Genomic DNA, 20,363 nt, shown 5'->3' with positions numbered 1-20,363 from the left:
CATGTCTGTTTTGCTTTACCTGCATGGTTTTAACAGTTCCCCCCGTTCTGTGAAAGCCACCCTGCTACAGCAATGGGTGCAACAACATTACCCGCAAGTCACCATGATCACGCCACAGTTACCGGATTATCCCGATGACGCCGCCAGGATGCTGGATGCACTGGTCCCGGAATTTGCCGGAGAGCCTGCGGGCATTGTGGGGTCGTCTCTCGGCGGGTATTATGCCACCTGGCTGTCACAGCGTTTTATGCTGCCTGCGGTGGTGATAAACCCTGCGACCCGGCCTTTTGAACTGCTGCAACACTATCTTGGCGATAACCGGAACCCGTACACGGGCCGGGAATATGTGTTAGAGTCTCGCCATATCCATGACCTGAAGGCAATGCAGGTCGACCCCCTGGTTGCACCGGATCTTTTATGGCTGTTATTACAGACCGGCGATGAAGTGCTTGATTACCGGCAGGCGCTGACCTGTTACTCAGCCTGCCGCCAGACAGTCGAGGAAGGGGGAGACCATGCCTTCCGCGGTTTTGAACGCTATTTTCCACAGTTGATTGATTTCCTGGGATTAGCCTGCGACTGACCATGCAGCGCGAACCAACCTAATTCAGAAAAAACGAAAAGAGAACAATGACCCAATCAAGTTATAACGCGGATGCTATTGAGGTACTGACCGGGCTTGAGCCTGTCCGTCGGCGACCAGGCATGTATACGGATACTGCGCGTCCTAACCATCTTGGCCAGGAAGTCATTGATAACAGTATCGATGAAGCGCTGGCCGGGCATGCAAAACGCGTTGAAGTGATTTTGCATGCGGATCAGTCGCTGGAAGTGATTGATGATGGCCGGGGAATGCCGGTCGATATCCACCCGGAAGAAGGGGTGCCGGCGATTGAATTAATTTTCTGTCGCTTACATGCCGGGGGTAAGTTCTCTAATAAAAACTACCAGTTTTCGGGCGGCTTACACGGGGTCGGGATATCGGTCGTAAACGCACTGTCGACCCGTGTTGAAGTCTCTGTTCGCCGTAACGGTGAAGTCTTTGCGATGGCCTTTGAAAACGGTGAAAAAGTTGAAGACTTACAGGTGGTCGGCACCGTCGGTCGCCGTAACAGCGGGACACGGGTTCACTTCTGGCCGGATGCGTCATTTTTTGACAGCCCGCGCTTTTCCGTCACCCGGCTAACCCATTTACTGAAAGCAAAAGCGGTTCTCTGCCCCGGCGTGGAGATTATTTTTCGGGATAAAGCGGCGAATACCGAGCAGCGCTGGCGCTATGAAGACGGCCTGACAGACTATCTGAAAGAGGCCGTTGATGGCCTGATCACCTTGCCGGAACAACCGTTTGTCGGGACTTTTTCCGGCGATACGGAAGCCGTGGACTGGGCATTGCTCTGGTTACCGGAAGGCGGAGAGTTACTGACCGAAAGTTACGTTAACCTGATCCCGACAATGCAGGGAGGCACGCACGTTAACGGATTGCGTCAGGGGTTGCTGGATGCGATGCGTAACTTCTGTGAGTACCGCAATATTCTGCCGCGGGGTGTCAAACTGTCCGCCGAAGATATCTGGGATCGCTGTGCCTATGTGTTATCGGTCAAAATGCAGGACCCGCAGTTTGCCGGTCAGACAAAAGAACGTCTTTCTTCGCGCCAGTCAGCGGCCTTTGTTTCGGCAATTGTTAAAGATGCCTTCAGCCTGTGGCTGAACCAGAATGTTCAGCAGGCGGAACAACTGGCAGAAATGGCCATCAGTAGTGCCCAGCGCCGTATGCGTGCTGCCAAAAAAGTGGTGCGTAAAAAAATCACCAGCGGCCCGGCGCTGCCAGGCAAGCTTGCAGATTGTACGGCCCAGGATCTGAACAAAACCGAACTGTTTCTGGTGGAAGGGGATTCCGCGGGGGGGTCCGCTAAACAGGCCCGGGATCGCGAATATCAGGCGATTATGCCGCTGAAAGGGAAGATCCTGAATACCTGGGAAGTCTCTTCCGATGAAGTGCTGGCCTCACAGGAAGTTCATGATATTTCTGTGGCGATTGGTATGGATCCGGACAGCGAAGATTTGAGCCTGCTGCGCTATGGCAAAATTTGTATCCTTGCGGATGCGGACTCCGACGGGCTGCATATTGCCACCTTACTGTGTGCCTTATTCGTCCGTCACTTTCCGGCACTGGTCCGGGGCGGCCATGTTTATGTCGCGATGCCGCCATTGTACCGTATTGATTTAGGGAAAGAAGTTTACTATGCCCTGGATGAAGACGAAAAAGCCGGTGTTCTGGAGCAACTGAAACGCAAGAAAGGGAAAGTGAATGTTCAGCGCTTCAAAGGGTTAGGTGAGATGAACCCGATGCAACTGCGTGAAACGACACTGGATCCTAACACCCGTCGACTGGTTCAGCTGTCTGTTGATGAGAATGATCGGGATGAAACCCTGAAAATCATGGATATGCTGCTGGCGAAAAAACGTTCTGAAGACCGTCGTAACTGGTTGCAGGAACGGGGTGATAAAGCGGATATCGAAGTCTGAGTCCCGGCCAGGCAGGCAGGTGTCTGCCTGGCGTTAAACTGCGGTGAAATCCCCCGTTATCTGTGGCGATTACAGTTCGGTTAATCGTCGTGCTGAGCGGTTGGGATCCGGCGCCAGAGAGATAAGCACGACGGAGAAAAGAATGAGCAGAGAGCCTGTCCATTCGGGCAAGCCAAAAGGAACGCCCAGCAGTATGACCGACAGGAAAGCACTGCTCAATGGCTCCGCACAGCTCAGAATACTGGCATTCTGGCTTCCGGTCAGATAAGCCCCCTTCAGAAACAGACTGAACGTCAGCGCGGTCCCTATCAGGATCAGATAACCCAGAGCCAATCCGCCGGAAATGCCCAGCATACGCAGGTCCAGACCCGGCAGATAAAACGGTACCAGGGCGACACCGGCAATCAGCATACTTATCCCCGTGACAGACAATGTGCCGAACCGGCGTATTAATTCTGAGGAATACCCGGCGTTAAATGCCGCCGCGCAGGCGGAGATCAATCCCCAAATCAGACCTGAAGCAGAAAGCTGTAAGGATGTCAGATGGCCCTTTGTTGCCATTAATAATGTTCCTGCCAGTGAGGCCAGTACAGCAATACAAATCATCATTCCCGGCAATTTCCGGCGGGTAACGACGGTGTACAGGACCAGCACGACAGGGGCCAGAAACTGTAATACGGTCGCGGTCGCGGCGTTGGTCTTCTCTATAGTGATCAGGAAGGAGAGCTGTATCATCAGCGTCCCGAACACACTGAAAATAATCAGCCTGATCACCGTCGACCTTTCACGAAACATTTTCCCCGGCTGGCTGCCCTGTAGCAGACCGAGTGCTGTCAGGATCAGACCGGAAAACAGTAGCCGGATCATGGTGACAGCGCCGGGGCTCAGAGCATAAGACCGGAAAAGATACTGGGCACTGACCCCGGAGCTTCCCCACAGTGTCGCGGCCAGCAGTACCAGATAAACTCCCTGACGAGATGTATTCATTAATTTCAGACAAACCATGGCGATAAAACGTATAGAAACCATTTTTTGACGTCAGTGTCACGTGAGCGTCAGCCGTTCTGATAAATACAGAATTTGGTTCTGCGTATCCGGATTCTGTTAAACAATTATTGTCCTGATGGCGAGCCAGGGACAGTCTGCGATCACCGCTCCGGCTCTTTTTTCTCAGGGATTGTCTGTCTTTCCGGGGCTGCTGTGAGTTTTGTCGGATACGCTAGCAGGACGGAAATTCACGGGCAAAGAAATCGATAAAGGCACGTAACTTAGGTCCTGTATGACGGTTATCCGGCCAGACAATATTTACCGTGCGGGTGGATGTTTCACTGCCGGCTAAACGGATAAGTTTTCCTTCCGCGACGGCTTCCCGGCAAATATATTCGGGCAGATACGCAAGTCCGGCCCCCGCAAGGCATAACTGATGGATGAGCGGCACCGAGTTGAACGCGGATGCCTGTCTGACTTCCCGCGGGTCGAACGGGATCGCGCCATCCCATCGTTCAATCCGGCCAGTGGAAGGATAACGGTAAAACAGAAAACGATTCGCATTCAGCTTTTCTGCAGGCGCGTAGGCCGGGGAATGGAAAACAGCCATGGATAATGTGCCGATACTTCTGGCATATAATCGCGAATCATGACTTTCGCCAAAACGTATCACCGCATCAAAGCCATCTTTAATAATATCGCTGTGATCATCACTGACATCGACGTCGAGCTCAGTCTGAGGCCAGGCCTGCATAAATTTTGCCAGCAGTCGGCTGAACAGACCATCGATATTCGGTACGCTGATTTTCAGTTTTCCCCGGTAATTCTGTTTAAGATCACTGAAGGCACTTATGGCATTATCAAATTCACTGACGATAGTCGTGGCATAATGTAAAAGAAGTTCACCTTCCTCCGTCAGAGAAATATGCCGGGTACTGCGCCGGAACAGCAGAATATTATGACGGTGTTCAATTTTCTGAATCACTTTGCCCACGGCGGAAGGCGTCATACCGAGTGCACTGGCCGCTTTGGCAAAGCTCTGGCTGTTCGCTGCCTGAATAAAAACAGATAAATCCTTCACAGAATACATGTACGCTCCGGGTCTGATTACGGAATAATATTCCATTCACTGTATCCGGATTGTAAGTTAAACACTTCGCAGACAGAAGATATGATGACCCGGTAGACAGGAAGATCTTAAATCATGATGTCCTGTGATCCCGGACGACAGCGACGTAATATCAGTTACGCAGTCCGATAACCCTAATGATTAACGGAGAATAGCAATGGCAACACTTTTCCCTCATTCAGGCCAGAGTTTTACCTTAACGATGGATAATGGTCTGCAGATTATTAACAGTTATCATGCCGAGAACGATCTTATTCGTGTGGAGTTTTTATCGGGCGACTTAACCGGGACCGTGATGGAAATTCCTTTCCAGTGGCGTGAACTGGCGGATGGCAGCTTTCTGCTGAGCTGGCAGGAGTCAGATAATAATACCGTCGTGCATTGCGATAATTTTAAAACCGGTATTTCTTATGCTTATTACACCACTATGACCGGGGATTTTTATGTGATGGAAGGAAAAATCCGACCTACCGGCGGGGAGTAAAGGGAAGCATTTAGCAGGTATATTGTGCGGGCTCTCTGGTCATCGCGGGCCTGCTGATGGCAAACTCGGCACAATAAGTCACAATGGCAGCCTGTCAGGTCTCTCCGGCCGGTGATAAGGCTGGGAACCTGCCGGGAAAATAATTGATGAAAGTTACTCTTGAGGATATGCGGATCTGGATAGCTGTCGTGGACAGTGGCTCCATCACGGCCGCCGCCTCACAGCTGGATATGACATCGTCGACAGTCAGCAGAACACTGAGCCGCCTGGAACGTAAACTTGAAACCGCCCTGATGTTGCGTACTACCCGCAGAATGGCACTGACGCCGGAAGGGACATTATTTCTGCAGCGAGCCCGGGAAATTCTGGCTGCCATGGCGTCTGCCGAAGATGAGCTGGCGATCCGCCGGGAAACCCCGGCAGGCAGATTACGCATCAACACCGCCCCTTCATTTATGCAGCATGTCATTGTGCCGTTTATTGGCGGATTTATAGAACAATACCCGCAGATTGAACCTGAACTGGCCACTGACGATTTACCTATTGATCTGCTTGAGCAGCAAACGGATATCGCTATCCGGATGGGGGTATTGCAGGACTCAGGGATCCATGCACGGTTGCTGGGGTACAGCCCGTTACGTTTATTTGCCAGCCCGGACTATCTCCGCCGCTATGGTACGCCGCGTCACAGTGATGAACTCAGTCAGCACCGGACACTGGGATTTTCCCAGCCGGCGGTACACAATCACTGGCCGGTGATGAATGCGCAGAATGAACTTTTACAGGTCACTCCCACGTTACGGGCTTCAAGCGGGGAAACTATCCTGCAGCTTGCCATTGCCGGGCAAGGTATCGCCAGGCTCTCTGATTTTGCTTCTGCATCTGCACTGCGTCAGGGGCTGCTGGTACCGGTACTGGAACAGGTTCTGCACCCGATGCAGCTTCCGGTGCATGCCGTGTATTACCGGAATACCTCTCTGACGGCACGGGTACGCTGCTTTCTTGATTATCTGCAACAGACCGTGCATCAGCACGGTCTGTTAGTGAACCGGTAGTGGTCAGTTAAATACTTTCTGTAAGTGCTGCTGATATTGCGAGATATAGAACGGCACTTGCGGATCTTTAATCACATCATTGCAGATAAAGGTCGGTAACGGGCTCATACCCAGGAACTGACAGGCTTTATGGGAATGCAGATACACGCCATCGACCCCGACACCTTCAAAGAACTGCTGCGGATCGGTAAAGGCTTCCAGCGGAGCATTCCATGTCAGAGATAACATATATTTTTTACCCTGCAGCAGGCCCCCTGAACCGTATTTTTTGGTGCTGTCTTCGCGGCTGCGTCCGTCACTGGCATACAAACGGCCATGACCATAGGTAAATACTTCATCGATATATTTTTTAACGGTCCAGGGTTCACCCATCCACCAACCCGGCATCTGGAAAATGACCACATCATGGCTGACGAATTTATCGATCTCTGCCTCGATATCGTAGCCCTGATCGATACGCGTGACGGAGACCTGATGCCCAAGACGGCGAAGTTCTGCGGCACCTTCTTCACTCAGGGTGTGGTTTAATCGTCCGGCGGAGTGACCGAAAGTGGTCCCTCCATCAATAATCAGTATCTGGCTCATCGCTGTTTCCTCATTAAGTATTTTTACGCATTATGATCTCTGAGGATGAGTAAAAAAACCCTGCAGTGAGCAGAAGAATGTTGCTGCCGATGCAATAATCGCTCAGTGCCCGGGGTATCGGATAGCCGTTGCGGGCTGTGATCTCTGACCGGGGCCCGGGAAGAAAACATACGGGCAGGAAGGCCACTTTTTTGAACATCGGGAATGGCCGGGGCTGAGTACATTGTGCAGGCCGGGAGCGGTTGCCGGGAAAACACCCGTTATTTTCTGCAGTCAGCGACACTGACAGCGATAATATTGACCCGGGGATCGCGGAACGGGTGACGGATCTGAGTATGGCGGAGGGACTGAGCGTATCATTATCCCCCGTCCGGGAAATAAAAAGGCAGAACAAGCATCGTCATCGGCCGGGTATCGCTCTCAGGTCGGAGATACCGCGAGAGCATACCGGCGGGGCAGGCGGTGTTGGTCACGCTATTTTCAGCCACTCACCGGTTGGTCATAAAAAATCTTCCGGTGCTGCGTCCTCTTCGTCCCTGTGACTAAGCCCTGTGAATAATGTACTATCCCCGCCAGATAACCGCCAAAGACTGGTGTCTGGCTGGCCGCGAAGTGAGGATTGATTAAGATGAGCGACATGACCCGGGACGGAACTGAACGTCTCGCATTGCATAAATTTACGGAAAACGCGTACCTGAACTACTCCATGTACGTCATCATGGACAGGGCACTGCCCTATATCGGTGACGGACTGAAGCCTGTTCAGCGACGTATCATCTATGCAATGTCTGAGCTGGGGTTAAATGCCAGTGCAAAATTTAAAAAATCAGCGCGTACAGTCGGGGATGTTTTAGGTAAATATCATCCGCACGGTGACAGTGCCTGTTATGAAGCGATGGTGCTGATGGCACAGCCGTTTTCCTACCGTTATCCGCTGGTGGACGGTCAGGGGAACTGGGGGGCACCGGATGATCCTAAGTCATTTGCAGCCATGCGTTATACCGAATCACGCTTATCGAAATATGCTGAAATCCTGCTCAGTGAACTGGGGCAGGGGACGGTCGACTATGTCCCTAACTTTGACGGTACGCTGGAAGAGCCGAAAATGCTGCCCGCCCGGTTACCGAATATTCTGCTGAACGGGACGACCGGTATCGCGGTGGGTATGGCCACTGATATTCCGCCACATAACCTGCGTGAAGTTGCGAATGCCGCTATTGCACTGATTGAACGCCCCTCCACAACGCTGGATGAGCTGCTGGACATTGTTCAGGGCCCGGATTTCCCGACCGATGCGGAAATTATTACCCCGCGCAGCGAGATCCGTAAAATTTATGCCAACGGACGCGGTAGCGTCAGACAACGCGCTGTCTGGAAAAAAGAAGACGGCGAAATCATTATCTCTGCGCTGCCTCATCAGGTATCCGGGGCCCGGGTGCTGGAACAGATTGCGACACAGATGCGTAATAAGAAGCTGCCGATGGTGGAGGATTTACGTGATGAGTCAGATCATGAAAATCCGACCCGGCTGGTGGTTGTCCCTCGTTCTAACCGTATCGATGCAGAGCAGGTGATGAACCATCTGTTCGCCACCACGGATCTTGAAAAAAGTTATCGTATTAACCTCAATATGATAGGCCTGGACAACCGTCCGGCGGTGAAAGATCTGCGGGAAATCCTGAGTGAATGGCTGGTTTACCGTCGTGAAACCGTCCGTAAACGTCTGAACTTCCGGCTGGATAAAATCCTGCGCCGGTTAAATATTCTGGCCGGTTTACTGGTTGCGTTCCTGAATATCGACGAAGTGATCGATATTATCCGTACAGAAGATGCCCCCAAACCGGTACTGATGTCGCGTTTTGAGCTGAATGATATTCAGGCAGAAGCCATTCTCGAGTTAAAGTTACGCCACCTGGCAAAACTCGAAGAGATAAAAATTCGTGGAGAGCAGGAAGCGCTGGAGAAAGAGCGTGATGAGCTCCAGGCCTTACTGGCGTCAGAACGTAAGATGAATACGTTACTGAAAAAAGAACTCCAGGCCGACAGTAAAACCTATGGCGATGATCGTCGCTCTCCGCTGTGTGAACGTTCTGAAGCGAAGGCTATCAGCGAGACCGACCTGGTGCCTTCAGAGCCGGTGACTATCGTCCTTTCCCGGATGGGGTGGGTCAGAAGTGCAAAAGGTCATGATATTGATCCGGCCGGGCTGAATTATAAATCCGGTGACAGTTACCTGGCTTCCGCGCGGGGTAAAAGTAATCTCCCTGTCTCCTTTATCGATTCCAGCGGACGAAGCTATACCCTTGACCCGAACACCTTACCTTCCGCGCGAGGCCAGGGAGAACCCCTTACCGGGAAACTGACGTTGCCGCCGGGGGCGACCATGGAACACGTACTGATGGAGGCTGACGATCAGCGTTTACTGATGGCCTCGGATGCCGGTTATGGCTTTATCTGTACCTTCAGTGACCTGCAGTCGCGTAACCGTGCCGGTAAAGCCTTACTCTCTCTGCCGGCCAATGGCAAAGTAATGACCCCTCTGGCCGTCCATCATGATGATGATATGCTGCTGGCGATTTCTGCGGCAGGACGGATGCTGATGTTCCCGGTGACTGATCTGCCAGCATTGTCTAAAGGTAAGGGCAATAAAATTATCTCTATCCCGGCGGCTGAAGCGGCCGAAGGGAAAGATACTCTGGCCTGGTTACTCCTGCTGCCGCCAGGAAGTGTGGTGACGTTACATGTCGGTAAACGCAAACTGACTCTGCGTGAAGAGGATTTACAAAAATTCAGAACCGAACGTGGTCGTCGCGGTACGCTGTTACCTCGCGGGTTACAACGGATTGATCGGGTGGAAGTGGATGCGCCGTCACGGGCAGAGGCCGGGACTAAGGATGACAGCGAGTCTTCTGAGAATTAACCGATTGATATTTCTGCCGGCAGATTCTGCGAACTGAAAAAAAAACGTTATACTTGCCGGCTGAAAAGTATATCAGGGTAACCACAGCGATGACCTACGGCCAGCGTTGTGATATTCAGGCCTGTCTTCAGGATGCTCCGGAGCAGGCCACTATTAAGAGGTTGTTATGCTGTTAGTTCTGCGCGCCCTTTTCGTTTTTGTTTATTCGGTTATCGTCTGTGTAGGCGGATGTCTGTGGTGTTGCTTCTCTCCCCGCAACCCTCGCCATGTGGCGACTTTTGCCCATGCGTTTGGCTGGCTGCACAATATTTTTGGTCTGCGGATCGAGTCCCGAAAACCGGAAGGGGCTGAAAAAATCGGTAATGCTATCTATATTGCTAACCACCAGAATAATTATGACATGATCACCGCGGCCAATATGGTCCAGCCACCGACAGTTACCGTCGGCAAAAAAAGCCTGGTATGGGTCCCTTTTTTCGGACCGCTTTACTGGCTGACCGGTAATTTGCTGATCGATCGCAATAATAAAAGTAAAGCCCACGACACCATCAGTGATGTGGTCGAACAATTTAAGAAAAAAGAGATCTCTTTCTGGATGTTCCCGGAAGGAACCCGTAGCCGTGGCCGTGGTCTGCTGCCGTTCAAAACCGGGGCATTTCATGCTGCTATCGCCGCCGGCGTTCCGGTCATCCCGGTGGTTGTTTCAGATACCCATGATAAAATTAAGTTTAATCGCTGGAATAATGGTCTGGTGATTGTTGAAATGCTGCCACCTGTCGATATCAAACAGTTTGAAGGTCAGTCCGCCAGGAAGCTGGCGACTCACTGCCGTGAATTAATGGCGGCAAGACTGGAAGAGCTGAATGCAGAGGTTGCCCGTCGTAGTCAGGAAGAAAAAAGATAATCTGACCGCTGGCTGAAGTGGTCAGAAAAAATGTGGGTCGTTTGTCGTGGGGCGTTAATAAGTATAAGGTCAGAAGCATTATGTCTTTTAGCAGGCGTCAGTTCCTTCAGTTATCCGCTGCAGCCGTCGCGGGTACGACATTATTACCGCAGGTAGCACAGGCCGAGGAACGCGGAGAGAATCCCTTACCGGTACCGCCTTTGCTGGAATCCCGGCGCGGACAACCACTATTTCTTACCCTTCAGTCGAGTCACTGGGCCTTCAGTGGCGGGAATAAAGCGCCGGTATGGGGCTTTAACGGCCGTTATCTGGGGCCGACCGTACGAGTAAAAAATGGTGATGATGTTAAGCTGATTTACAGTAACCGCTTGCAGGAGGCGGTTTCTATGACGATCAGTGGATTACAGGTACCTGGCGCGTTGAATGGCGGGGCTCCCCGGCAGATTTCGCCGAACGTTGACTGGGCACCGGTACTGCCGGTCCGCCAGCCTGCGGCGACCTGTTGGTATCATGCCGATACGCCACATCTTATGGCTCCCCATGTATACAATGGCCTGGCGGGCATGTGGCTGATTGAAGATGACAACAGTAAATCTCTGGCATTACCCAAACATTATGGTCTTGATGATTTTCCGCTGATCATTCAGGACAAACGACTGGATAATTTCGGGTCACCGGAATACGACAGTCACGCGAAAGAAGGCTTTTACGGCGATGTTCTGTTGGTGAACGGCGTGCAGAAGCCCTATGTGAATGTATCGCGCGGCTGGGTCAGGTTACGTCTGCTGAATGCTTCCAATGCCCGTCGTTATCAGCTGCAACTCAGTGATAACCGGCCTTTTACCGTGATTGCGGGTGATCAGGGCTTTCTGCCCGCGCCGGTCACGGTACAGCAATTGGCGCTGGCCCCGGGGGAACGCCGGGAAGTGCTGGTCGATCTTTCGCAAGGCAATGATGTTTCAATCACTGCCGGTACCGCGGCGACCTTTGTTGAACGTATCAAGGGTATCTTCCAGCCATCCTCTATTCTGACCTCGACGCTGGTGCTGACATTGCGTCCGACCGGTTTATTGCCTCTGGTGACTAATGATTTGCCGACACAACTGAACGGTCCGGCTCAGCAGAGTAGCGTCACCGGCAGCCGCCAGATCCGTCTGGATGATTCTCCGCCCGGCATCAATGGTAGTGCCTGGGATATGATGCGTATTGATACGGTGGTGACTCAGGGAACGACTGAACGCTGGACAGTGCAGGCTAATCATCCGCAACCTTTCCATATTCAGGGCGCGGTATTTCTTATCAGCAGTATTAACGGTGCGCCGCCGATGGCAGAAGATCGGGGCTGGAAAGATACGGTCTGGGTGGACGGTACCGTGGAATTACTGGTCACTTTCCCGCACAGTTCCTCTGAGCATTTTCCGTTTGTTTATTACAGCCAGAATCTTGAACTGGCTGACCGCGGCGTGGCCGGTCAGCTTATGGTTCAGCAGGCGATTAACTGATCCTGATGCTTCCTGAAATGACCGGCGGGATAGCCGCCGGTCAGCGTATTACACTTTATTAAAACTCTCGGGTTCCGGACCCAGGCGTTTTCCTGCATCCAGCGCAGCCAGCTCGCTCAGTTCACTTTTATCCAGACTGAAATCGAAGACGTCAAAGTTCTCATCGATCCGTTTCGGGGTCACTGATTTGGGGATCACGACCAGCCCGCTATCAATATGCCAGCGGATAACAATCTGTGCTGGCGATTTTCCGTATTTTTGAGCCAGGCGAAGGATCAGCGGCTGGTCAAAGACACCTTCACCGCCTTGTGCCAGCGGGCTCCATGATTCTGTGCGAATATGATGCAAATCATTCCAGGCATGCAACGGACGTTGCTGGAACAGGGGATGCAGCTCAATCTGATTAATCGCCGGGGTCACACCGGTTTCGCGGATAAGCTGTTCCAGGTGGGCCTGCTGAAAATTACAGACACCGATACTGCGCGTCAGCCCTTGCTTCTGTAACTCAATCAGTTGTTTCCAGGCATCGACAAAATTGTCATTCTGCGGACAGGGCCAGTGGATAAGGTAGAGATCCACATAAGAAAGTTGCAGCTTTTGCAGGCTGGTTTCCAGTGCCTCGCGGGCCTGTAACTGATCTGAATTCCAGAGTTTGGTGGTAATAAACAGATCTTCCCGGGGCAGGTCACTCTGCTGCAGAGCCTGACCGACACCTTCTTCGTTCTGATAGACGGATGCGGTATCGATAGAGCGGTATCCTGTCTTCAGGGCATGGATAACGGCATGGCGCGTCTGTTCAATGCTGGCTTGCCAGACGCCTAATCCCAGTTGAGGCATAAGACAATCGTCATTGAGTCTGACAAAGGGTTGTCCGGACATACTGTTCTCCTCCGTGGTATTTGGGTATTGCATGATTACGGTGGCACGGGGTTGAGTGTAGCTTGTTATTGCCGTCTTTACCGGGCAGGGCGGTCACTCTCAGATAATACCGGGTATGATGTTGCGGGCCGGAGGAAAAGGGGGCCTGCCTGTACCGAACAGGCCCTCAATCAACAGCGATACCGGGAAGTTATCCGGCGTTGTGATAGCGTTTTTTCAGGATAAGGATCAGTGACCCGAGAAGGCCACTGACCAGTAGCAGTAGCGGGATTAACATCAGGACGGTCATCACCTGGTCTTCATGTCGCCGGATCAGCGGCACATGACTGATCCCGTAGCCGAGAGTCACCAGGATCACCACCCACAGCAGGCCACTCAGCCAGTTAAACACCTGAAATCGGGTATTGCTCAGTCCCGAAATGCCCGCCATGGTCGGCAGCAGGGTGCGGACAAAGGCCAGAAAACGGCCAATCAGCAGTGCCGCAAGGCCATGCTGCTGAAACATCTCCCCGGCCCGCTGATGATAACGGGGCGGCAGATGTTTCAGCCAGCCCTGCACCAGCGGGGAATTCCCGAGCCATCGCCCCTGAAGATACCCCATCCAGCATCCCAGGCTGGCTGCTGTGGTGAGGAGCACCAGCGCAGGAATAAAGTGCATCACGCCTCTGGCAATCAGAGCGCCGGCCAGTAACAGTAAGCTGTCACCTGGCAGGAAGGCTGCAGGCAATAAGCCGTTTTCCAGAAACAGCAGGGTAAACATTACCGCATAGACAATCCATACACTCTGAGGATCCGCAAGAACGGCAAAATCCTGATGCCAGAGAGCCAGGACTACCTCATTTAAAGCACTCATCAGTCGTCTCGTTATAAAATCATTACCGCAGAGCCGCCGCAATAACTGCCCGTCAGGGCGGTTAAAGCCGCATCACCCTCTCATTTGTTTGCAGGCCAGTGCATTATCCCCGATGACGTGCCAGACGTTCAAAACCCGCCGCCAGGTCGGCAATCAGGTCATCGACATTCTCCAGCCCGATATGCAGACGTACCAGAGTGCCGGGCAACAGTGCTTCTCCCTGAGGACGGATGGCTGCAATTTCTTTCGGCTGGTTAGCGAGGATCAGCGATTCAAATCCGCCCCATGAATAGGCCATGCTGAAGTGGCTGAAATTATCCAGGAAATCGGCCAGCGCTTCTTGAGAGAGTTGTTCCCGTAATACAAATGAGAACAGACCGCTGCTGCCGGTGAAATCGCGTTTCCAGAAGCGGTGGCCCGGTGACTGCGCCAGCGCCGGATGATTGACACGCCAGACTTCTTCACGTTCTGCCAGCCATTCGGCGACTTTCAGACTACTTTCTTCATGCTGCCGCAGACGGACGGACAGGGTACGCAGGCCCCGTGAGGTCATATAGGCCGTATCTGCATCCACCATTTGCCCCATCAGATAAGAATTTTCACGCAGGGTCGGGTAACAGCGCTCATTTGCTACCGCCGTACCGATCATCCCGTCGGAGTGACCTATCAGGTATTTAGTGCCCGCCTGGATTGAGATATCAATTCCGAAATCCAGTGCATTAAACAGTACACCGGCCGCCCAGGTATTATCCATCATAATAATGGCGTCCGGAGCTTTCCTGCGGACTGCGGCCACAATGGCCGGAATATCCTGCACTTCCATAGTGATGGAGGCCGGAGATTCAAGGAAAACGATACGGGTGTTCGGCTGGACCCATTGCTCAATTTCACTGCCGGAGGTATGAGGAAAGTAGGTGGTGGCGACGTTAAGCTTACGCAGGATAGTGTTACAGAAGTCGCGGGTGGGTTCATACACGGAACCGCACATCAGAACGTGGTCACCGCTTTCAGCGAACGCCAGAATGGCGTTGGTCACGGCGGCAGCGCCACAAGGATAAAGGGCACACCCTGCACCATTTTCCAGCTCACACATCGCTTCCTGAAGTGCAAAGTGAGTCAGGGTGCCGCGACGCCCGTAAAAAAGCTCACCTTGTGTGCGGCCCGCCGTCGCTCGTTTTTTTTCGGCAACAGTCTCAAAAACCAGCGATGATGCCCGCTGAATGACGCTGTTTACCGCGCCTGCGGTATAGCGTTTGCCTCTGCCTGCGCTGATCAGTGTCGTTTCCAGCTTTTTATCTGAAGTGTTATTAGTCATTTTTCTCTGCTCTGCCAGTATAACCCTGAGTGACACGTTAACATGAAAAGGTGCCCGGGCCAGTGATCACGAGAAAAATTCACCTGATCGTTTCCTGTCACAGAATAAGGGGTTCTGATGACAGCATAATGACGGCGGCAGAGGCCTCCCGTGGGGGGGCAGGCACTTCAGGATGTAAATACTAATGATAACCACTATCAATTAAGCTGTGATTTGGTATGATCGGTGATATTGCAGGTTGTTAAACGGTTATATGGAGTCGCACACGTGGTAGCCAATGATCTTATGCAGACGGATCTTTCCGTTTGGGGCATGTATCAGCATGCCGATATTGTTGTAAAAATTGTCATGATTGGTCTGTTACTCGCATCAGTGGTGACCTGGGCGATATTCTTCGGTAAGTTTACTGAACTGAGTGCAGCCAAACGCCGGCTCAGAGCAGAACAAAAGGCGCTAAAAGAGGTACGGACTCTGCAACAGGCCGTGGATGTCTCTGCGACGTTCCCGGCCAGTAGTCATAGCCGGGCACTGATTGCGGAAGCGCTGGACGAACGGGATCTCTCTGCCGGAAGTCATGAACCGGAAGGGATTAAAGAACGTACCGGTTTCCGGCTGGAACGTAAGGTCGCCTCAGTTGGCCGTTTTGCCTCACGCGGTAACGGTTTTCTGGCCACTATCGGCTCTGTTGCTCCGTTTATCGGGCTGTTCGGTACGGTCTGGGGCATAATGAACAGCTTTATCGGGATAGCTAAAACGCAGACCACCAACCTGGCAGTGGTCGCACCGGGCATCGCAGAAGCTCTTCTGGCAACGGCTATCGGCCTGGTGGCGGCGATCCCGGCAGTCGTTATCTATAACTTTTTCGCCCGGATGATTGCCGGTTATAAAGCGTCTCTGAGTGATACCGCGGCGCAGGTACTGCTGCTGCAGAGCCGTGACCTCGATCTGAATCAGGGTGCGGTGAACAGTACTCCGGCGCGTACCTCTGCCCAACAACTGCGGGTGAGTTAATCGTTATGGCAATGCGTCTGAATGAAGATGTGGAAAACGATGGCGAAATGAGTGAGATCAACGTGACGCCCTTTATCGACGTCATGCTGGTATTACTGATTATTTTTATGGTAGCGGCCCCGTTATCGACGGTAGATGTTAAGGTCAATCTCCCGGCCTCTACCAGTAAGCCTGCACCACGCCCTGAAAAGCCGGTCTATCTGAGTATCAAAGCAGATAAATCGCTGTATGTCGGCAATGAGCCGGTCTCTGCCGGACAACTGATGGCGTCTATTGATGCACTGACCAGTGGTAACAAAGACACCACCATCTTTTTCCAGGCAGACAAAGATGTGGATTACGCGACCCTGATGAGCGTTATGGATGAATTGCGCGCGGGCGGGTATCTGAAAGTCGGGCTGATGGGGCTGGAATCCGCGGCCCATTGATTGCCGGTTATGTGTCCAGTGAGTGAAGGGCTTCTCTGAAAAGGGAGGCCCTTTTTTATACCGTCAGTTCTTATTGTTATTGTTGGTAAATTGTTACCTGCGACCGCCATTGCAGGCACATTCCTTCCGATAAGTTTACCTGACGTTTGCCACCTGCTGATCGGCACACTGTGTATCGGTGACCTGGTCAGACGTTATCCGTTGAAACAGAAATCGGTGACACTGAACGTGTGTGAATAAGTGTTCTTTGACGCTGTCTGCTGTGATCTGTCAGCGCAGGAGGCGATGGAATAAATGTTCCCGTCACCCCCGTTTTATACTCCCTGCATTGTATGCGGATATTTTTGGCGTCCGGAATCAATTAAGATTTGTTAATGCCAGATTGTATGACGTACTATGATTAATTAGCAGACGTTTTTTACAGGGCGTCAGCGTGCAACAGTTCTTGCCGTACTTGTCTGCGCTGGCGCAGTGCCGGATTGATTCAATCACTTAATAAGTCATGACATTCTCTTTCGCAACGATGATTTTCATTGTGCCAGGGAGTTGTTCTGTTTTTCACTGCTATTTTTAGTCAATACCTTCGTTTATCAACCTGTGACAAAAGGAATCATTATGCTCGATGTCTCCTGGGATAAGTGGCTGGTCCTTATATCCCTGCTCATCGCCTTTATCGCCTCTTTTACTGCATTGGATACAGCAGGGCGTGTCGCCAGTTCGCAGGGATGGAAAGCCAGGTTCTGGCTGGCGGGTGGCGGAACAGCTATGGGTATTGGTGTCTGGTCGATGCACTTTATCGGCATGCTCGCCATGAAATTTCCGATGCCAATGCATTACAGTATCGGTTATACCGGAGTTTCTTTGCTGCTGGTGATTGTGGCATCAATCGTCGCTCTGCAACAGGTGGTCAGCCAGCAACATCTGGGCTGGGAACGACTCACCCGTGGTGCATTATTGTTAGGCAGCGGGATTGTGGGGATGCATTATCTTGGAATGTATGCCTTGCTGATTGACCCGGGGATCGTCTGGGATCGAGGTATGGTGATCCTGTCCATCGTCATTGCCTATGTTGCGTCCGGCGTTGCCCTCTGGCTGGCTTTTGAATTGCGCAAAGGGGAAAGCGGGATTGTACTGCGTCGTCTGCAGGCATCTCTGGTGATGGGATTCGCGATTGCCGGTATGCACTACGTGGGGATGGATGCAGCAAGTTTTAAGTCCGGGTCCCATATGTACGGGCACGGTATCAATTCGCCAGCGCTGGCTATTTGGGTGTTTTTGTTTACCCTCAGTATCCTTGGCTGCAGTCTGCTGGTATCGATGATTGATTCGCAGATAAAAACGACACGACTGGCAAAGAAATTACATCAGGCCAACCGTGAGTTACATAAGCTGGCGATGCATGACCCATTGACCTTATTGCCGAACCGCGCTTATCTGGAAGAACAACTGGACCACTACATTCAGGGTGCATCCTCAGGGTCGGCGTTTGCCCTGATGTTCCTCGACCTGGATGGCTTTAAGATGATCAATGATGCTTACGGGCATCATATCGGTGACCGGTTACTGATTATGGTGACCGAGCGGTTAAAGAATATTCTTGATTCTGACCATGTGCTGGCGCGTGTCGGGGGGGATGAGTTTGTGTTACTCACACCGTCTACCTCGGCAGAAATGGCAGAACGAATCGCTGCCGGAATGGTGAAGGCTATCGAAAAGCCGTTTCATATTTCGGACTATGAGCTGATGGTGTCAATCAGTATCGGGATTGCCCTCTATCCGCCACACGGGTCCGAAGGCCGGGATATGATGTTCAATGCTGATGTCGCCATGTACCACACCAAAAATAATGGCCGTAATGGTTTCAGCGTCTACCGTCCGGACATGAACCCGATGGGTAAAAGTCAGGTCCAGTTGAAAAATGAACTGTGGCGGGCGTTGTACCATAATGAGTTACGTCTGTTCTATCAGCCGAAGAACGATGCCGGAAGTGGTCAGATTATCGGTTACGAAGCACTGGTACGCTGGCAGCATCCTGTGCGTGGTTTATTATCTCCGGATAAATTCCTGCCGGTGGCAGAAAAAAGCGGCATGATCATTCAGGTGGGCGAATGGGTGCTGAATGAAGCCTGTCGTCAGCTGGCTATCTGGCACGCTCAGGGCAATACAGAATTATCCGTATCCGTGAATCTGTCAGCACTGCAGTTTGAACAGGAAATGCTGGCCCAGGTGGTACTGAATGCATTAACTACCAATAATGTGCCGCCGGAAAAAATGATTCTGGAGATCACCGAAACCACGGCCATGCGTTCGCCTAAGGAAACTATACGGATACTGAACATTCTGAAAGAACACGGTATTCAGGTTTCTATCGATGATTTCGGCACCGGCTATTCCAGTCTGCTGTACCTGCAAAGTATCCCGGCCAGCGAACTGAAGATTGACCGTGCGTTTGTGCGTGAAATTAATAATAACCATACCGATACCCGGTTATTAGCTATGATCATTGAACTGGCGAAGAATATGAATCTGAATATTGTCGCTGAAGGCGTCGAGACCGAGGAGCAGCAGCGTCAGCTGACGGAACTGGGCTGTAATATCCTGCAGGGCTTTTATTTCAGTCGTCCGGTTCCGCCGGAACAACTGGTACTGCCGGAAGTGATGGCTAAACCCCATGCACAGGTCAAACTGGATTTGGTACCGGATACCGGTTCCCGGAAAATCAGCGCCTGACGAGAGCTTAAAGGCCCGTGCGGGGATCGACCGACCCGCATAAGGTGGATGTCACTGTTATTAATCATTCACCGCGGTTTTTCGCATAAAAAGCCCTCCCCGAAAAACGGGGAGGGCTTTTTTAATATGCCGGGAACCCGCAGCCGGGCCATGAGGAAACGGCTTCCGGGGTTTATCTGCAAATGTGTCATTTTTCGAACGCCTGGCACAAAGGGGACGCAGGCCGTTATTCCGCGGCTATTTCGGCAATCATTTCGATTTCCACCGCCATCCCCAGCGGTAACTCTGTGGCCGAGACGGCACTCCTGGCATGTTTGCCTTTGTCACCAAACACCTCGACGATAAAATCTGAAGCACCATTGATGACCAGATGCTGCTGATCAAACCCCGGAGCACTACGAACCCATGCCAGCAATTTGACGAATCTTTTGATTCTGTTTAACGACCCCAGTTCGTTTTTCAGCACGCTGAGCGCATTAATCGCAGCCAGCCGTGCCGCCTGATATCCCTCGTCAGGCGTTATGTCGTGGCCTACCGAACCTTTCCAGACCACAGTACCGTCTGACAGCGGCCCCTGCCCGGAGACAAACGCGAGTGAACCACTGATGACCACTGGGACAAAGTTAGCCGGGGGGGAGGTAACGACGGGAAGAGTCATACCCATTGCTTCGATTTTCTGATCCGGAGTTAGCATATCGTTTTCCTGAACGCGGAGAGTAAGTGATACCAGGGGGTACCGCTGAGCGTTTCATCATAAAATCTTTTCCGGATTTACTCTCATACTGAAAACTGATATCCGTAATGATACTCCGCGGATTAACGGGCCGTCGCGGGGCCGTGACAGCAGTAACATTCCCCCGGGTCGCCGTGACCGGCGAACCTGTGACAAATCGCGGACGGCAGGAGACAGGGTTAACACTGCAGTGCCTGAAACCGGAAGGATCCCGGGTAAGGCTCAGACGTTCACTGCCAGTGCTGGCATACGAATTGCTTTACTTTCTATGAACCGCAGAACCCCGGTACGGAAGGGGATCCCATCGAACAAAGGGCCGCGG

The 20,363-nt window shown here is 52.1% G+C and carries 17 protein-coding genes; 10 read left to right on the top strand and 7 right to left on the bottom strand.

From position 1 onward, the window contains the following. Position 1: 1 nt before the first annotated feature. Together yqiA and parE are read left to right on the top strand one after the other, a co-directional pair. Positions 2-583 carry an esterase YqiA gene (gene yqiA / locus GTPT_RS16350; RefSeq protein WP_025903203.1) on the top strand — a complete coding sequence of 194 codons (582 nt, stop codon included), beginning with the start codon at positions 2-4 and terminating at the stop codon, positions 581-583. Positions 584-630: 47 nt separating this feature from the next. After that, on the top strand, positions 631-2,526 hold the full coding sequence (gene parE, locus GTPT_RS16345) for a DNA topoisomerase IV subunit B (protein ID WP_025903204.1): 1,896 nt from the start codon (positions 631-633) through the stop codon (positions 2,524-2,526). Between the two features lie 69 nt (positions 2,527-2,595). Here the strand turns inward: parE and GTPT_RS16340 are convergent, their stop codons facing one another. Further along, on the bottom strand, positions 2,596-3,513 hold the full coding sequence (locus tag GTPT_RS16340; protein WP_025903205.1) for a DMT family transporter: 918 nt from the start codon (positions 3,511-3,513) through the stop codon (positions 2,596-2,598). Between the two features lie 232 nt (positions 3,514-3,745). After that, entirely contained in the window at positions 3,746-4,603 is an 858-nt protein-coding gene (locus GTPT_RS16335; RefSeq protein WP_025903206.1) for a LysR family transcriptional regulator, read from the bottom strand. 196 nt (positions 4,604-4,799) lie between these two features. On the opposite strand from GTPT_RS16335, the gene GTPT_RS16330 reads away from it, so the two are divergent. Together GTPT_RS16330 and GTPT_RS16325 are read left to right on the top strand one after the other, a co-directional pair. After that, positions 4,800-5,126, top strand: a complete 327-nt coding sequence (locus GTPT_RS16330; RefSeq protein WP_025903207.1) for a MoaF-related domain-containing protein — start codon at positions 4,800-4,802, stop codon at positions 5,124-5,126. 146 nt (positions 5,127-5,272) lie between these two features. After that, on the top strand, positions 5,273-6,181 hold the full coding sequence (locus GTPT_RS16325) for a LysR family transcriptional regulator (RefSeq protein ID WP_025903208.1): 909 nt from the start codon (positions 5,273-5,275) through the stop codon (positions 6,179-6,181). 3 nt (positions 6,182-6,184) lie between these two features. Here the strand turns inward: GTPT_RS16325 and GTPT_RS16320 are convergent, their stop codons facing one another. After that, positions 6,185-6,766, bottom strand: a complete 582-nt coding sequence (locus tag GTPT_RS16320) for an NAD(P)H-dependent oxidoreductase (protein ID WP_029990024.1) — start codon at positions 6,764-6,766, stop codon at positions 6,185-6,187. 628 nt (positions 6,767-7,394) lie between these two features. Between GTPT_RS16320 and parC the strand changes: the two genes are divergently transcribed. The 3 genes from parC to ftsP all read left to right on the top strand — a co-directional run bounded on the left by parC (position 7,395) and on the right by ftsP (position 12,092). Next, a complete protein-coding gene (gene parC / locus GTPT_RS16310; protein ID WP_029990023.1) occupies positions 7,395-9,686 on the top strand; it encodes a DNA topoisomerase IV subunit A in 2,292 nt (763 codons plus the stop codon). 166 nt (positions 9,687-9,852) lie between these two features. Next, the gene (locus GTPT_RS16305) at positions 9,853-10,590 is read left to right on the top strand and encodes a 1-acylglycerol-3-phosphate O-acyltransferase (protein WP_025903212.1); all 738 of its coding nucleotides are present in this window, start codon (positions 9,853-9,855) and stop codon (positions 10,588-10,590) included. A gap of 80 nt (positions 10,591-10,670) precedes the next feature. Continuing rightward, a complete protein-coding gene (gene ftsP / locus GTPT_RS16300; RefSeq protein ID WP_029990021.1) occupies positions 10,671-12,092 on the top strand; it encodes a cell division protein FtsP in 1,422 nt (473 codons plus the stop codon). Between the two features lie 48 nt (positions 12,093-12,140). On the opposite strand, the gene dkgA is transcribed toward ftsP, so the two are convergent. From dkgA to metC, 3 genes are all read right to left on the bottom strand, one after another. Then, positions 12,141-12,971 (bottom strand): 2,5-didehydrogluconate reductase DkgA, encoded by an 831-nt coding sequence (gene dkgA / locus GTPT_RS16295; protein ID WP_025903214.1) that lies wholly within the window; start codon positions 12,969-12,971, stop codon positions 12,141-12,143. A gap of 190 nt (positions 12,972-13,161) precedes the next feature. Continuing rightward, positions 13,162-13,824 (bottom strand): DedA family protein, encoded by a 663-nt coding sequence (locus GTPT_RS16290; protein ID WP_025903215.1) that lies wholly within the window; start codon positions 13,822-13,824, stop codon positions 13,162-13,164. A gap of 103 nt (positions 13,825-13,927) precedes the next feature. Continuing rightward, positions 13,928-15,139 carry a cystathionine beta-lyase gene (metC, locus tag GTPT_RS16285; RefSeq protein ID WP_029990019.1) on the bottom strand — a complete coding sequence of 404 codons (1,212 nt, stop codon included), beginning with the start codon at positions 15,137-15,139 and terminating at the stop codon, positions 13,928-13,930. Positions 15,140-15,424: 285 nt separating this feature from the next. Here metC and exbB point away from each other — a divergent pair, with 285 nt between their 5' ends. From exbB to GTPT_RS16270, 3 genes are all read left to right on the top strand, one after another. Beyond that, entirely contained in the window at positions 15,425-16,150 is a 726-nt protein-coding gene (gene exbB, locus GTPT_RS16280; RefSeq protein ID WP_025903217.1) for a tol-pal system-associated acyl-CoA thioesterase, read from the top strand. A 5-nt stretch (positions 16,151-16,155) separates the two neighbouring features. After that, entirely contained in the window at positions 16,156-16,578 is a 423-nt protein-coding gene (exbD, locus tag GTPT_RS16275) for a TonB system transport protein ExbD (RefSeq protein WP_025903218.1), read from the top strand. A 615-nt stretch (positions 16,579-17,193) separates the two neighbouring features. Continuing rightward, positions 17,194-19,308, top strand: coding sequence for a putative bifunctional diguanylate cyclase/phosphodiesterase (locus GTPT_RS16270; RefSeq protein WP_029990017.1), 2,115 nt, complete (start codon positions 17,194-17,196; stop codon positions 19,306-19,308). A gap of 226 nt (positions 19,309-19,534) precedes the next feature. Here GTPT_RS16270 and GTPT_RS16265 read toward each other — a convergent pair whose 3' ends face one another. Then, positions 19,535-20,002, bottom strand: a complete 468-nt coding sequence (locus GTPT_RS16265; protein WP_025903220.1) for a RidA family protein — start codon at positions 20,000-20,002, stop codon at positions 19,535-19,537. Positions 20,003-20,363: the final 361 nt, after the last annotated feature.

The organism is Tatumella ptyseos ATCC 33301 (assembly GCF_000735525.1).
Lineage (GTDB): Bacteria > Pseudomonadota > Gammaproteobacteria > Enterobacterales > Enterobacteriaceae > Tatumella > Tatumella ptyseos.
This window is presented reverse-complemented; position numbering and strand designations above follow the sequence as displayed.